This is a genomic window from Streptomyces sp. NPDC050504 (assembly GCF_044458065.1).
Taxonomy (GTDB): domain Bacteria; phylum Actinomycetota; class Actinomycetes; order Streptomycetales; family Streptomycetaceae; genus Streptomyces.
This window is the reverse complement of the sequence record NZ_JBITHO010000005.1, coordinates 638552-651352: the sequence shown is the minus strand read 5'-3', so window position 1 is coordinate 651352 and position 12801 is coordinate 638552. Positions and strand designations below refer to the sequence as shown.

Annotated in this window: 9 protein-coding genes; 5 read left to right on the top strand and 4 right to left on the bottom strand. The window is 72.5% G+C overall.

The features are described from left to right. The first annotated feature begins 91 nt into the window (after window positions 1-91). From ACIBNE_RS21890 to ACIBNE_RS21880, 3 genes are all read left to right on the top strand, one after another. Window positions 92-1696 carry a serine/threonine-protein kinase gene (locus tag ACIBNE_RS21890; protein ID WP_399273948.1) on the top strand — a complete coding sequence of 535 codons (1605 nt, stop codon included), beginning with the start codon at window positions 92-94 and terminating at the stop codon, window positions 1694-1696. Window positions 1697-1910: 214 nt separating this feature from the next. Continuing rightward, a complete protein-coding gene (locus tag ACIBNE_RS21885; RefSeq protein WP_399273946.1) occupies window positions 1911-3527 on the top strand; it encodes a succinic semialdehyde dehydrogenase in 1617 nt (538 codons plus the stop codon). Window positions 3528-3566: 39 nt separating this feature from the next. Next, window positions 3567-5387, top strand: coding sequence for a GMC family oxidoreductase N-terminal domain-containing protein (locus tag ACIBNE_RS21880; protein ID WP_399273944.1), 1821 nt, complete (start codon window positions 3567-3569; stop codon window positions 5385-5387). A gap of 932 nt (window positions 5388-6319) precedes the next feature. On the opposite strand, the gene ACIBNE_RS21875 is transcribed toward ACIBNE_RS21880, so the two are convergent. Beyond that, entirely contained in the window at window positions 6320-6637 is a 318-nt protein-coding gene (locus ACIBNE_RS21875; protein ID WP_399273942.1) for a chorismate mutase, read from the bottom strand. A 341-nt stretch (window positions 6638-6978) separates the two neighbouring features. On the opposite strand from ACIBNE_RS21875, the gene guaA reads away from it, so the two are divergent. Continuing rightward, a complete protein-coding gene (guaA, locus tag ACIBNE_RS21870) occupies window positions 6979-8568 on the top strand; it encodes a glutamine-hydrolyzing GMP synthase (protein WP_399273941.1) in 1590 nt (529 codons plus the stop codon). A 110-nt stretch (window positions 8569-8678) separates the two neighbouring features. Beyond that, window positions 8679-9464, top strand: a complete 786-nt coding sequence (locus ACIBNE_RS21865) for a class II aldolase/adducin family protein (RefSeq protein WP_399273940.1) — start codon at window positions 8679-8681, stop codon at window positions 9462-9464. Here ACIBNE_RS21865 and ACIBNE_RS21860 read toward each other — a convergent pair. The 3 genes from ACIBNE_RS21860 to ACIBNE_RS21850 form a co-directional block, all read right to left on the bottom strand. Further along, window positions 9425-10708, bottom strand: a complete 1284-nt coding sequence (locus ACIBNE_RS21860; protein WP_399273939.1) for an alpha/beta hydrolase — start codon at window positions 10706-10708, stop codon at window positions 9425-9427. The two genes, ACIBNE_RS21865 and ACIBNE_RS21860, sit on opposite strands and share 40 nt — an antisense overlap. A gap of 73 nt (window positions 10709-10781) precedes the next feature. Further along, complete coding sequence (locus ACIBNE_RS21855; protein WP_399273938.1) at window positions 10782-11483, bottom strand: LuxR C-terminal-related transcriptional regulator; 702 nt, start codon at window positions 11481-11483, stop codon at window positions 10782-10784. Then, complete coding sequence (locus ACIBNE_RS21850; RefSeq protein WP_399273937.1) at window positions 11480-12766, bottom strand: PspC domain-containing protein; 1287 nt, start codon at window positions 12764-12766, stop codon at window positions 11480-11482. The genes ACIBNE_RS21855 and ACIBNE_RS21850 overlap by 4 nt, the downstream gene beginning before the upstream one ends. Between the last annotated feature and the right edge of the window lie 35 nt (window positions 12767-12801).

Sequence of the window (12801 nt, the reverse complement as noted above, 5' to 3'; positions counted from 1 at the left end):
GGCCCAGCGACCCCCGTGCCCGGTTCGGCCGAAGTGCCGTGACGTGCGCCAACGGCCCTCTGGGGCAGGGCTGTTGGCACCACTTTCAACCATGGCCTCATCGTGCCCTCCCCTTGCCCCCGTGGGGCATGATGACCTCAAGGGGAGCGGAGGGAACGCGGTGCCTGAGCAGAGTCGACTCATCGCGGGCCGCTACCGGATCGGGCCGAGGCTCGGCCGGGGCGGAATGGGCACGGTCTGGGAGGCGTACGACGAACTGCTCGGCAGGCGGGTCGCGGTCAAGGAGCTCCACATCGACGAGGGCGCCCAGGAGCCGGTCCTGCTCCGCGAGGCGCGGGCCGTCGCGCAGATCAGGCACCCGCACGTGATCGTCGTGCACGACGTGGTAGTGGTGGACGAGGTCCCGTACATAGTGATGGAGCTGATCGAGGGCATCTCGCTGGCCGACCGCATCGCCGACCGGGGGCCGCTGGACCCCGCCGAGACCGCCGGGATCGTGCTCGCGCTGCTCGGGGCGCTGCGCGCGGCGCACCGTCTCGGCGTGCTGCACCGCGACCTGAAGCCCGCGAACGTCCTGCTGGAGGCGGGTACGGGCCGGGTGGTGCTCACCGACTTCGGGACCGCGCAGGTGGCGGACTCGACGACGATCACCGAGGTGGGCAGCTTCGTCGGCTCGCCCGAGTACACCGCGCCCGAGCGGATGGCGGGCGCGGACGCCGGGCCCGCGTCCGACCTGTGGTCGCTGGGGGCATTGTTCTGGACGGCGCTCGCGGGCGTCTCGCCGTTCCGCAGGGACTCGCTCGGCGGAATCGTTCATGCGGTGGTCAACGCGGACATCCGCCCGCCCGCGTCGGCGGGTCCGCTGGCGCCGGTCGTACGGGGGCTGCTGGAGCGCGACCCGGAGCGCAGGCTCGGGGCGGCGGACGCGGAGCGGATGCTGCGGGCCTACCTGGAGTCGGGCACGGTGACGGCGCCGGGCGCGGTCCGGCGGCCCGTGGCGCGCAAGGTGCTGATCGCGGGGGCGCTGGTGGTGGTGATGGCGGCGGCCGGGGCGGTGACGGCGCTGCTCGTGCTCGACGGGCACGGCGACGGGGGCGGCGGCGGCCGCTCGCCCACGGCGTCGGCGCCGGTGACGACCGGCTCCCCGACGACGCCGGTACCCTCCCGTACGGCATCCGACCCGGCCGCCCCGGGCGGCGGGGCGTCCTCTCCCGCGGCCCCCGCCGGGTACCGGACCGTCGAGGACCCGGGGGGCTTCCGGCTGGCCGTCCCCGAGGGCTTCGAGCGCTCCACGGACGACCGCCGCGTCGTCTACGTGTCGCCCGACAAGGAGTTCCGGATCGGGGTGCGCGTGCGGAACCCGGTCTCGTCGGGGCCGCTCGGCGCGATGCGCGTCGCGGACGCGAACGGGCCCGACACCAATCCCGGCTACCGCGCGGGCAAGGTCTCGCCCGCCCTCCACCACGGGTTCGAGGCCGCCCTCTGGGAGTTCACCTGGAACGGGTTCGACAGCACGGGCGGTGCGGGCGGTGCGGGCGGGGCAGGCGGGGCGGGCGGTGCGCGGCGCACGCTCGACCTGTGCTGGGACGAGAACGGGCTGATGTACGACGTCTGGGTCTCGGGCCCGGTCGGCGATCCCGGCGCGTTGAGACGCCACTTCGACGCGGTCCGCACGACCTTTGCCGCGGACGGCTGACCCGCTCCGCCGCGGACGGCCGACCCGCGCGGCGCACGGCTGTTCGAAAGGATCGAGAAATTCTCGGACCCGGGCTCGATCGGGTCCAGGTTCCATGAAGAAGCCCCTGATCAGGGCTTATGTGCCAGCGATCACTGGCGCGGTGGCGAGGGGGCGCTGAAAAGGGATTACCGGCGGGTACCCAAAGCGCGGAATGCCCAATACCCTCACCCCCATGACGGACACGCAGGTCACCACCAGCACGCCCGGCACCAACCCCGTGGCACCCGCCCCCGGCGGCGCGCGGACCGCCGCCGACGTCGTCACGCCGGAGGTGCTCGCCCACCTGACCCGGGGCGTGGTCGGCTCGGGGCGCACCGCCAACCACACGCCGCTGACCGGTGAGAAGCTGGCCGACCTGCCCGAGTCCACCCCCGACGACGTCGCGGAGGCGTTCCGGCGCGCCCGCGCCGCCCAGGGAGCCTGGGCCGCGACCCCCGCCAAGCGGCGCGCCGCCGTCCTGCTGCGCTTCCACGACCTGGTCTTCCAGCGCCAGACCGAGATACTCGACCTGATCCAGCTGGAGACCGGCAAGGCCAGGCTGCACGCCCACGAGGAGGTCCAGGCCGTCGCCATGGCCGCCCGGCACTACGGCCGCAAGGGCGCCTGGTACCTGCGCCCCAAGCGCCACCAGGGCGCCGTACCGACCCTCACGAAGGTCACCGAGCTGCGCCAGCCGCGCGGCGTCGTCGGTCAGATCTCGCCCTGGAACTACCCCTTCGAGCTGTCGGTGGGCGACTGCCTGCCCGCGCTCGTGGCGGGCAACGCGCTGGTGATGAAGCCCGACACGGAGACCGCGCTCAGCGCCCTGTGGGGCCGCGACCTGCTGATCGAGGCGGGCCTCCCGGCCGAGGTCTTCCAGGTCGTGCTCGGCGAGGGCCCGGTCGTCGGCCCCGAGGTCGTGCGGCACGCCGACTACGTCTCCTTCACCGGCTCCACCCGCACGGGCCGCGAGATCGCCCGGGGCGCGGGCGAGCGGCTGGTCGGCGTCTCCCTCGAACTCGGCGGCAAGAACGCCATGCTGGTGCTGAAGGACGCCGACGTCGAGAAGGCCGCGGCGGGCGCCGTCCGCGCCTGCTTCGCCTCCGCGGGCCAGCTCTGCATCTCCATCGAGCGGCTGTACGTCCACGAGTCGATCGCCGACGACTTCCTCGACCGCTTCGCCGCGCGCACCAGGGCGATGCGGCTCGGCAACTCCCTCGCGTACGGCGCCGACATGGGCTCGCTCGTCGGCCCGCGCCAGCTGGAGACGGTCGCCCGGCACGTCGACGAGGCCGTCGCCAAGGGCGCGACGGTGCTCGCGGGCGGGGTGCCGCGGACCGACATCGGCCCCTACTTCTTCGAGCCCACCATCCTGGAGGGCGTCGTGGAGCCGATGGCGGTGAGCTGTGAGGAGACCTTCGGGCCCGTCGTCTCGGTCTACCGCTTCCGGGACGAGGACGCGGTGATCGAGGAGGCCAACGCCACGGACTACGGCCTCAACTCCAGCGTCTGGACCAAGGACGCGAAGCGCGGCCACGAGGTCGCGGCCCGGCTGCGGACCGGCACGGTCAACATCAACGAGGGGTACGGCCCCGCGTACGCCAGCGTCCGCGCCCCCATGGGCGGCATGAAGGACTCCGGGCTCAGCAGGCGGCACGGCTCCGAGGGCATCCTCAAGTACACCGAGGCCCAGACGATCGCGCACCAGCGGCTGCTGCCGCTCGCGCCGTCCTTCGGGATGAGCGACGAGAAGTACGCGGAGTTCATGACGCGCAGCCTGAAGGCGATGAAGGCGCTCGGCCTGCGCTGAGACCGCCCGTTCCGTCAGGTCCTTCAACGAGGAGAGCCGATGCCCCAGGTACCCCCTGCCCAAAAACAGCCCGCGCCCGACGCCTCCTCGGCCGACGACTCCGCGTACGACTACGACGTCATCGTCGTCGGCTCGGGCTTCGGCGGCTCGGTCTCGGCCCTGCGGCTGACCGAGAAGGGGTACCGCGTCGGGGTCCTGGAGGCCGGCCGCCGCTTCACGCGCGCCACGCTCCCCAAGACCTCCTGGGACCTGAAGAGCTACCTGTGGGCCCCGGCCCTCGGCCTCTACGGCATCCAGCGCGTCCACCTGCTCGGCAACGTGATGGTCCTCGCGGGCGCCGGGGTCGGCGGCGGCTCCCTCAACTACGCCAACACCCTCTACGTACCGCCCGAGCCGTTCTTCAAGGACCGGCAGTGGGCGTCCATCACGGACTGGCAGGACGAGCTGGCGCCCTACTACGACCAGGCCAAGCGCATGCTGGGGGTGCGCCTCAACCCGACCATGACCCCCTCCGACGTGCACCTGAAGGCCGCCGCGCGGTCGATGGGCGTCGGCGACAGCTTCCACCTGGCGCCCGTCGGGGTCTTCTTCGGCGACGGCGCGGACGCCGACGGCACGGCGAAGGCCGCGCCCGGCGGGCCCGTCGAAGACCCGTACTTCGGCGGCGCGGGCCCGGCGCGCAGGGCCTGCACCGAGTGCGGCGAGTGCATGACGGGCTGCCGCCACGGCGCCAAGAACACCCTCAACGAGAACTACCTGTACCTCGCGGAGAAGGCGGGCGCCGTCGTCCACCCCATGACGACGGTCACCGCGATCACCGACGAGGGCGACGCCGGGTACGCCGTCTCCGTCGTCCCCACCCACCGCCGCCGCAAGGCCGCGCCGCGGGTGCTGCGCGCCCGCCGGGTGGTCGTCGCGGCCGGCACGTACGGCACCCAGTCGCTGCTCCACCGCATGAAGGACGAGGGGCGGCTGCCGCGCCTGTCCGCCCGGCTCGGCGAGCTGACCCGCACCAACTCCGAGGCGCTGGTGGGCTCCCAGACCAGCGACCGGCGCTACCGCAGGCGGCACGGCGCGAAACCCGACTTCACCAGGGGCGTCGCGATCACCTCGTCGATCCACCCGGACGAGGACACCCACATCGAGCCGGTGCGGTACGGCAAGGGCTCCAACGCCATGGGCTCGCTGTCCATCCTCCAGGTGCCCTACGGGGCCCACCGGGTGCGCGGCTGGCTGGCCAACGTGGTCAAGCACCCGACGCTCGCCGCCCGTTCGCTCTCCAACCGGCGCTGGTCGGAGAAGACCATCATCGGGCTCGTGATGCAGTCCCTGGACAACTCCCTCACCACGTACCGCAAGCCGGGCGGCATCGGCAGGGGCCTGCTCACGGCCCGGCAGGGGCACGGCGCGCCCAACCCCACCCAGATCGAGGCCGCCACCCGCGCCGCGAACGAGATAGCCGCCGAGATCAACGGCTTCGCGGGGTCCAACGTGGGCGAGCTGATGGGCACCCCGCTCACCGCGCACTTCCTGGGCGGCTGCGCGATCGGCGACAGCGCGGAGACCGGGGTCATCGACCCGTACCACCGGATGTACGGCCACCCGGGCGTCTCGGTCGTGGACGGCGCTGCCGTCTCCGCGAACCTCGGCGTGAACCCGTCGCTGACGATCACGGCGCAGGCGGAGCGCGCGATGTCGTTCTGGCCGAACAAGGGCGAGCCCGACGAGCGGCCCGCGTCCGGCGAGGCGTACGTCCGGCTCGCACCGGTCGAGCCGAAGGCCCCGGCGGTCCCGGCGGACGCGTTCGGCGCGCTGCGGCTGCCGTTCCTGGGGATGCCGGTGGTGCCGCCGAAGCGGTAGCGCGTACGGAGTGGCGCGGCCGGGCGCGGAGGGCGCGGAGGGGCAAGAAGGGCGCTGCACCCCCCTCCGAGAGCAGCGCCCCTCTGGCGTGTGTGCGGTGTTACCGCCTCAAGGGCCTTGCCGCGTCACGGACGTGCGGAGACGTGCGGGGACATACGGGTGTGGCCGTTGGTTCGCTTGGGAGACCTCTGACCAGCGGGGATGGTTGCACTTTTCCTCACAGGAAATTTATGTGACGCCGGTCACATGCTTCTGCGGGGCGTGCGGGCGTGCGGGCGTGCGGGCGTGGGCGTGTGGGCGTGCGGGCGGGTGTGCGGGCCTGCGGACAGGACAAGGGCCCCGCGGCGACGTGCGGCCTGCGGGGCCCTTGGCGGTCAGCACCAGCGTCAGGGCAGCGCCGGTGCCGAAGAGCGGCGCCGGGGGGTAGCGCCGCTGGTTCGGGGGTCTGCGAGGCCCGGGACGTACTCCTCGCATCGTGCTGGATCCGTGGTTGCCCGCGCAACCGTTTCGCCGACCCGGCGGGAGCACGGGTATCCGGGGCGGAACGGGGGCGGACCGGGGGAGGAACCTGGGAGGTAGGGGGGGGCGGGGGAGGGGTTCGACGGGAGGCCCGTGGGGAGGGCCGGACGGTCGGCCCCGAGCGTCCTCGGGGCCGACCGCTTTTCGGGTGACCGGGCTGCTGTCCCCTGCCGTCCGGTCACGCGCACCGGGGCGAGGTCCCACGACGCACTTGAGGTACGTCACAAGCCCCGGCGGAGCCACGCGTGGTTTCTTCTTGAGGTGGGCCGCGGCTGGCTGACGCGGACAACGGGACCAACGAAGCCGTCGGGGAGCCGGTCACGCGCCGTACGGGTGAGACGGCGACCGAACTCAGTTGCGGCTGCCGGTGCGCGACGGCACGGACGCGCCTCCCCGGGTGCGGACACAGGCTCTCAGGCGCGGCCCTTGCACACCTCCAGGACCGTCATCGCGAGCGCGGTGCCTGGCCTGCCCAGCACACCGCTGTAGTGGCCGAGCACCTCCATCTCGCGCGCCAGGTGCACCCGGCGGCCGCCCGACGCCGTGCGGGCCTCCTGGATCACCGACGAGATCGCGGCGCGTTCCCGGATGAGGGCGATGATCTGTGCGTCGAGCAGGTCGACGCGCCTGCGCGCGCCGCCGATCAGCTCCGCGGCCTCCTCGGTGCGCGCGCCGGTGCTTTCGGGGGTGGCGAGCGCGCCGATCGTCGGGGTCGTCTCGGTCACGGTCATCTTCGAGCTCCTTGTCGATGGGGTGGTGGCCCCTTGGCGGCAAGGCCCGGACACACAGAACGCCCCGGGCCGTCACGGCCCGGGGCGCCTGGGGAAGTCGCTTGTCAGTGGCTCAAGCGGCACGACCACGGCAGCCGGCGGACCGGGTGCCATAGATAAAGAAGAAGGTCGTGTACTTGCGCATGGGCCCCAGTATGGCTCCATCTTGGGGCTTGCCACCAAACCGCGCGGGCTCCGGGCCCGGATGGTGAGACGAGGACGATGTTCGGCCCCGGCTAGAATCGAAGGAGCCAGTCCCCTTTTTCCCAGGTTTCCCAGACACCGCCGGAAGGCCGCCGCCCGTGCCAGCAGCACCCCTCGCCGCCCCCGACAGCGCCACCCCGGACGTGGTCCTCGTCGTCGACTTCGGCGCACAGTACGCACAGCTCATCGCCCGCCGCGTCCGCGAGGCCCGGGTCTACAGCGAGATCGTCCCGTCCACGATGCCCGTGGCCGAGATGCTGGCCAAGAACCCGAAGGCGATCATCCTCTCCGGCGGGCCCTCCTCGGTCTACGCCGAGGGCGCCCCGCGCCTGGACCGCGCGCTCTTCGAGGCCGGGGTCCCCGTCTTCGGCATGTGCTACGGCTTCCAGCTGATGGCCCAGACCCTGGGCGGCACCGTCGACGACAACGGCGCCCGCGAGTACGGCCGCACCGCGCTCGCCGTCTCCAAGGCCGGCTCCACCCTCTTCGAGGGCACCCCGGCCGAGCAGTCGGTGTGGATGTCGCACGGCGACGCCTGCTCCGCCGCCCCCGAGGGCTTCACCGTCACCGCCTCCACCGACGTGGTGCCGGTCGCCGCCTTCGAGAACGACGAGAAGAAGCTGTACGGCGTCCAGTACCACCCCGAGGTGCTGCACTCCACCCACGGCCAGCAGGTCCTGGAGCACTTCCTCTACCGCGGCGCGGGCATCGAGCCCAACTGGACCACGGGCAACGTCATCGAGGAGCAGGTCGCCGCGATCCGCGCCCAGGTCGGCGACAAGCGCGCCATCTGCGGCCTGTCCGGCGGCGTCGACTCGGCCGTGGCCGCCGCCCTCGTGCAGAAGGCCATCGGCTCGCAGCTCACCTGCGTCTACGTCGACCACGGCCTGATGCGCAAGGGCGAGACCGAGCAGGTCGAGAAGGACTTCGTGGCCGCCACCGGCGCGAACCTCAAGGTCGTCGACGCCAGCGAGCGCTTCCTGGACGCCCTGGCCGGGGTCTCCGACCCGGAGACCAAGCGCAAGATCATCGGCCGGGAGTTCATCCGCGTCTTCGAGCAGGCGCAGCTGGAGATCCTCCAGGAGGACGGCCCCGAGGTCGCCTTCCTCGTGCAGGGCACCCTCTACCCGGACATCGTCGAGTCCGGCGGCGGCACCGGCACCGCCAACATCAAGTCGCACCACAACGTCGGCGGGCTCCCCGACGACATCGAGTTCGAGCTCGTCGAGCCGCTGCGCCAGCTGTTCAAGGACGAGGTCCGGATGGTCGGCCAGGAGCTCGGCCTGCCCGACGAGATCGTCCAGCGCCAGCCGTTCCCCGGCCCCGGCCTGGGCATCCGCATCGTCGGCGAGGTCACGCGCGAGCGCCTGGACCTGCTGCGCGAGGCCGACGCCATCGCCCGCGAGGAGCTGACGGCGGCCGGTCTCGACCGCGAGATCTGGCAGTGCCCGGTCGTGCTGCTCGCCGACGTCCGCTCGGTGGGCGTGCAGGGCGACGGCCGCACCTACGGCCACCCGATCGTGCTGCGCCCGGTCTCGTCCGAGGACGCCATGACGGCGGACTGGACGCGCATGCCGTACGAGGTGCTGGCGAAGATCTCGACCCGGATCACCAACGAGGTGAAGGACGTCAACCGCGTCGTCCTCGACGTGACGAGCAAGCCGCCGGGCACGATCGAGTGGGAGTGACACCTCTCGTACGCCCGTGAAGCCGCCGTCCCCGTTCCGGGGGCGGCGGCTTCGCCGTAACCGCTGTGGCGTCCCTGGCCAGTTCGCGGGCGCGCGGCTACCTTCCGGCCATGACAGCCGAGACGCGCACGCCGCCCGCACCCGTCCCCGTCGAGCGGCTCGAATTCGCCATGCCGCCCGTGCACGCGACCCCCGAGGAGGAGCGGGCCCACCGCAAGGAACGGCTGGCCGGGGCGCTGCGGATCTTCGGACGGCTCGGTTACGAGGAGGGGGTCTCGGGCCACGTCACCGCGCGCGACCCGGTGTTCGACGACTGCTACTGGGTCAATCCGTTCGGGGTGCCCTTCGACGCGCTCGACCCCGACGAGCTGGTGCTGGTCAACGGGGACGGGCAGGTGCTCGAAGGGCGGCAGCACGTCAACCAGGCCGCTTTCACCGTGCACGCCGAGGTCCACCGGGCGCGGCCCGACGCGGTGGCCGTCGCGCACACCCACTCCACGTACGGCCGGGCGCTGGCCGCGCTGGGCTCCTTCATCGAGCCGATCACCCAGGAGGCGTGCGCGTTCTACGAGGCGCACGCCCTCTACACCGCGTACACCGGCGTGCTGGTCGACGCGGACGAGGCGCGCGGGATCGCCGCCGCGCTCGGGCCCCACAAGGCGATCGTGCTGCGCAACCACGGGCTGCTGACCGTGGGCGGCTCGGTGGACGCGGCGGCCTGGTGGTTCATCTCCATGGAGCGGTGCGCACAGGTGCAGCTGGCCGCGCGGGCGGCGGGCGAGCCCGCGCTGATCGGGCACCGCGACGCCGTGGCCACCCGCGAGCAGCTGGGCGGCGACCTGGTCGCGTGGATCAACTACCAGCCGATGAGGCGGTCCTCGGCGCCCTTGGCGTAGCTGTCGCCCGTGGCCGGGCGGCGCGGCTCGCCGCTCCGGGGGCCCGCGTTCCGCGAACGCGGGGCCTGGAGGGCCGTGCCGCCCTGGTCGGCGGCCCCGGGTCCGGCCTCCTGCGCCGCCTGGTTGGCCCGCAGCCGCATCTGCTGCGTCAGCCACTGGAACGCCTCGGGCACCTGGCGCTTCCACAGGCCCGTGTCGTGCGCGCCCTCGATCTGCTTCACCGCCACCAGCGTCGGCGACTGGGCCTCGCGCTGGAGCGCGAGCCCCGCCTCGTAGCCGTCGTTGCGCGCGCCGGAGACGTACAGGGAGACCCGCGGCGGCTTGTTCGCGGCGTTCGCCGCCCGCAGGATCAGCCGCGGGTTGTTGGCGTCCCGCAGCGCCTGGTCGTCCTTGATCAGGGACGAGCGCTCGGCCGCCGGGTCGTTGTAGCCGGAGAGCGAGACGGCCGCGCTGTAGCGGTCGGGGTGCTGGAGGGCGAGCTTGGCCGCGCAGTGGCCGCCCGCCGAGTAGCCGGCGAGGGCCCAGCCCTCGGGCTTCTCGATCGCCCGGAAGTTGTCGGTGATCATCTTGCGCACGTCGACGGTGAGCCAGCTGTCCGCGTTGACCTTGCCCGGGATGTTCGCGCAGGAGTGGTCCTCGCGGGGGAAGAGCGTGGTGCGCGGGGCGACCAGGATGAAGGGCGCCACCTCGCCGCGCTCCATCAGCGGCTTCAGCTGCCGCTGCACCTTCAGCGTCCCGAACCACGCCTTGGGCGAGCCCGGGAAGCCGGGGAACATCTCCACGACCGGGAACTTCTTGTTGCGGTACGCCGGGTCGTCGTACTGCGGCGGGAGCCAGACGTACACCTCGCCCGCCGCCCCCGATATGCGGCCGCTGAGCTCGGTCATCCGCACGCCCTTGCCCATCACGTCCTCGTGGACGTCGCTGAACTTCTGCTCGACCTTCGGCAGGGCGGCGAGTCGCTGCCCGCCCATCCCGTCGGGGCCCAGGTCCAGTGCGGAGTTGACGTGGTCGCCCGTGCCGAGCAGGTCCTCCCACGTGCCGTACAGGCTGTTCGTGTTGTTCACCATGACGAACACCACCGCGATCGCCGTCACCTGGGCGAAGGCCAGCATGACCAGCCGCTGTGCGGCGCGCACCACGAATGGGCCGCGCACCCGGGCCCACAGGAGCAGCGGCAGCAGCACCGCCACCACGAGCAGGACGATGGTGGTCAGGAAGAAGGGCGTGCCCGTCAAGCTCATCACGCCCTGTCAAGATGCGCGGAAACGTGTTCTGGTTGCTCCGGATCGGGCCAGTCAGGGCAAAACGTCTGGTTCAGACCAATCGGCGTGCAGTCGCCCAGCGCGTCAGCTCGTGCCGGTTCGACAGCTGGAGCTTGCGCAGCACCGCGGAAACGTGCGACTCCACGGTCTTCACCGAGATGAAGAGCTGCTTCGCGATTTCCTTGTACGCATAACCCCGCGCGATCAGCCGCAGCACCTCGCGCTCGCGCTGCGTGAGGCGGTCCAGGTCCTCGTCGACCGGCGGCGCGTCCGTCGAGGCGAACGCGTCCAGCACGAAGCCCGCGAGGCGCGGCGAGAACACCGCGTCGCCGTCCTGCACCCGGAAGACCGAGTCGACCAGGTCCGTGCCGGTGATGGTCTTGGTGACGTAGCCGCGGGCACCGCCCCTGATCACCCCGATGACGTCCTCCGCCGCGTCCGAGACCGACAGCGCCAGGAAGCGCACCGGGTCCTCGGCGGCCGACATCAGCGGGGCGCACCTGCGCAGCACCTCCACGCCGCCGCCGCCCGGCAGGTGCACGTCCAGCAGGACGACCTCGGGGCGGGTGGCCGTGATGACCGTGACCGCCTGGTCGACGTCGGCGGCCTCGCCGACCACCTCGACGCCGGTGGTCTCCGTACGGCCGATCTCGGCCTGCACCCCCGTGCGGAACATCCGGTGGTCGTCGACGAGCACGACCCGTACGCGGCGCCCCTCGGCCGGGGAACCCTGCGGCTCGGTGGTCTCGGTCATTCGCTCGCCCTCTCCATTTCCAGCTCGACCTCGGTGCCCCCGCCGGGCACCGAGCGCAGCCGGGCCGTACCGCCGTTGCGCTGCATCCGGCCGATGATTGATTCTCGTACGCCCATCCGGTCGTCCGGGACGGAATCCAGGTCGAAACCGGGTCCCCTGTCCCGCACCGAGACGAACACCGTCCGGCCCTCCACTTCGGCGTACACCTGCACGGCACCGCCCTCGCCACCGTACTTGGCGGCGTTGACCATCGCTTCGCGCGCCGCCTGCATCTGCGCGGTCAGCCCCTCGTCCAACGGGCAGTCGCCGACCACCACGACCTCCAGCGGCACCCCGTGCTTGTCCTCGACCTCGGCCGCGGCCCGCTTCACCGCCTCGGCCAGGGTCTCGGGCTCGTCGTCCTCGTCCTTGCCCGTGCCCTCCGGGTTGTACAGCCAGTTCCGCAGCTCGCGCTCCTGGGAGCGGGCCAGGCGGCGGACCTCGCCGGGGTCGTCGGCGTTGCGCTGGATCAGCGTCAGCGCGTGCAGCACCGAGTCGTGGACGTGGGCCGCGACCTCCGCGCGCTCCTGGGCGCGGATGCGCATCTGGCGCTCCTCGGACAGGTCCTGCGTCATCCGGATCAGCCAGGGGCCGGCCAGCAGCGCGACGCCGGAGAGCACCGCGATCGCCGCCGTCAGCACGTTCCCCAACTGGGCCGCCGAGCCGCGCACCACCATGAAGACCGTCAGGCCCATGCCGACCAGGGCGACCCCGGCGACGCCGCGGGCCAGCTGGAGCAGCCTGCGTCTGCGGCCGACCTCCATCCAGCGGGCCCTGCGGGCGTTGTCCACCTGCCGCCAGACCAGCACCACACCGGCGCCGATCAGCAGCGTCGGCCAGATGTACCGCCCCGCGCTGCCGGACCGCTCGACGTTCGCCGCGAATATGCCGGCGCTGATCACCAGCGCGACCAGCGCGAAGATCTGCCCCTTGTCGGGCTTGCGCAGCCGCCTCCTGCCGTCGGGCGAGGTCTCGAAGAGGCCCCGGGGCCCGTCGATCCCGCCGACGCCCAGCGGCACGACGATCCAGAAGACGGCGTAGAGCAGGGAGCCCAGGCCCTCGGAGAGGAACAGGACGACGAAGACGCAGCGCACCCACGCGACCGGCAGCCCCAGATGCCCGGCGAGGCCGCGCGCGACACCGCCGAGCATCCGCCCGTCGGCGCTGCGGTACAGCTTGCGCGGGGGAGGCTCTTCGTGGTCGGCGGCGAAACTCCGCGCGCCGGACGGCGTCGTGACTGGCATGCCACCGATGGTCACACGCGGCGGCGGACGGGGGA

Excerpts from the sequence above, each read along its gene's own strand:
- ACIBNE_RS21890 (WP_399273948.1), top strand. The coding sequence starts at position 92 with ATGGCCTCATCGTGCCCTCCCCTTGCCCCCGTGGGGCATGATGACCTC.
- ACIBNE_RS21885 (WP_399273946.1), top strand. The coding sequence starts at position 1,911 with ATGACGGACACGCAGGTCACCACCAGCACGCCCGGCACCAACCCCGTG.
- ACIBNE_RS21880 (WP_399273944.1), top strand. The coding sequence starts at position 3,567 with ATGCCCCAGGTACCCCCTGCCCAAAAACAGCCCGCGCCCGACGCCTCC.
- ACIBNE_RS21875 (WP_399273942.1), bottom strand. The coding sequence starts at position 6,637 with ATGACCGTGACCGAGACGACCCCGACGATCGGCGCGCTCGCCACCCCC.
- ACIBNE_RS21865 (WP_399273940.1), top strand. The coding sequence starts at position 8,679 with ATGACAGCCGAGACGCGCACGCCGCCCGCACCCGTCCCCGTCGAGCGG.
- ACIBNE_RS21860 (WP_399273939.1), bottom strand. The coding sequence starts at position 10,708 with ATGAGCTTGACGGGCACGCCCTTCTTCCTGACCACCATCGTCCTGCTC.
- ACIBNE_RS21855 (WP_399273938.1), bottom strand. The coding sequence starts at position 11,483 with ATGACCGAGACCACCGAGCCGCAGGGTTCCCCGGCCGAGGGGCGCCGC.
- ACIBNE_RS21850 (WP_399273937.1), bottom strand. The coding sequence starts at position 12,766 with ATGCCAGTCACGACGCCGTCCGGCGCGCGGAGTTTCGCCGCCGACCAC.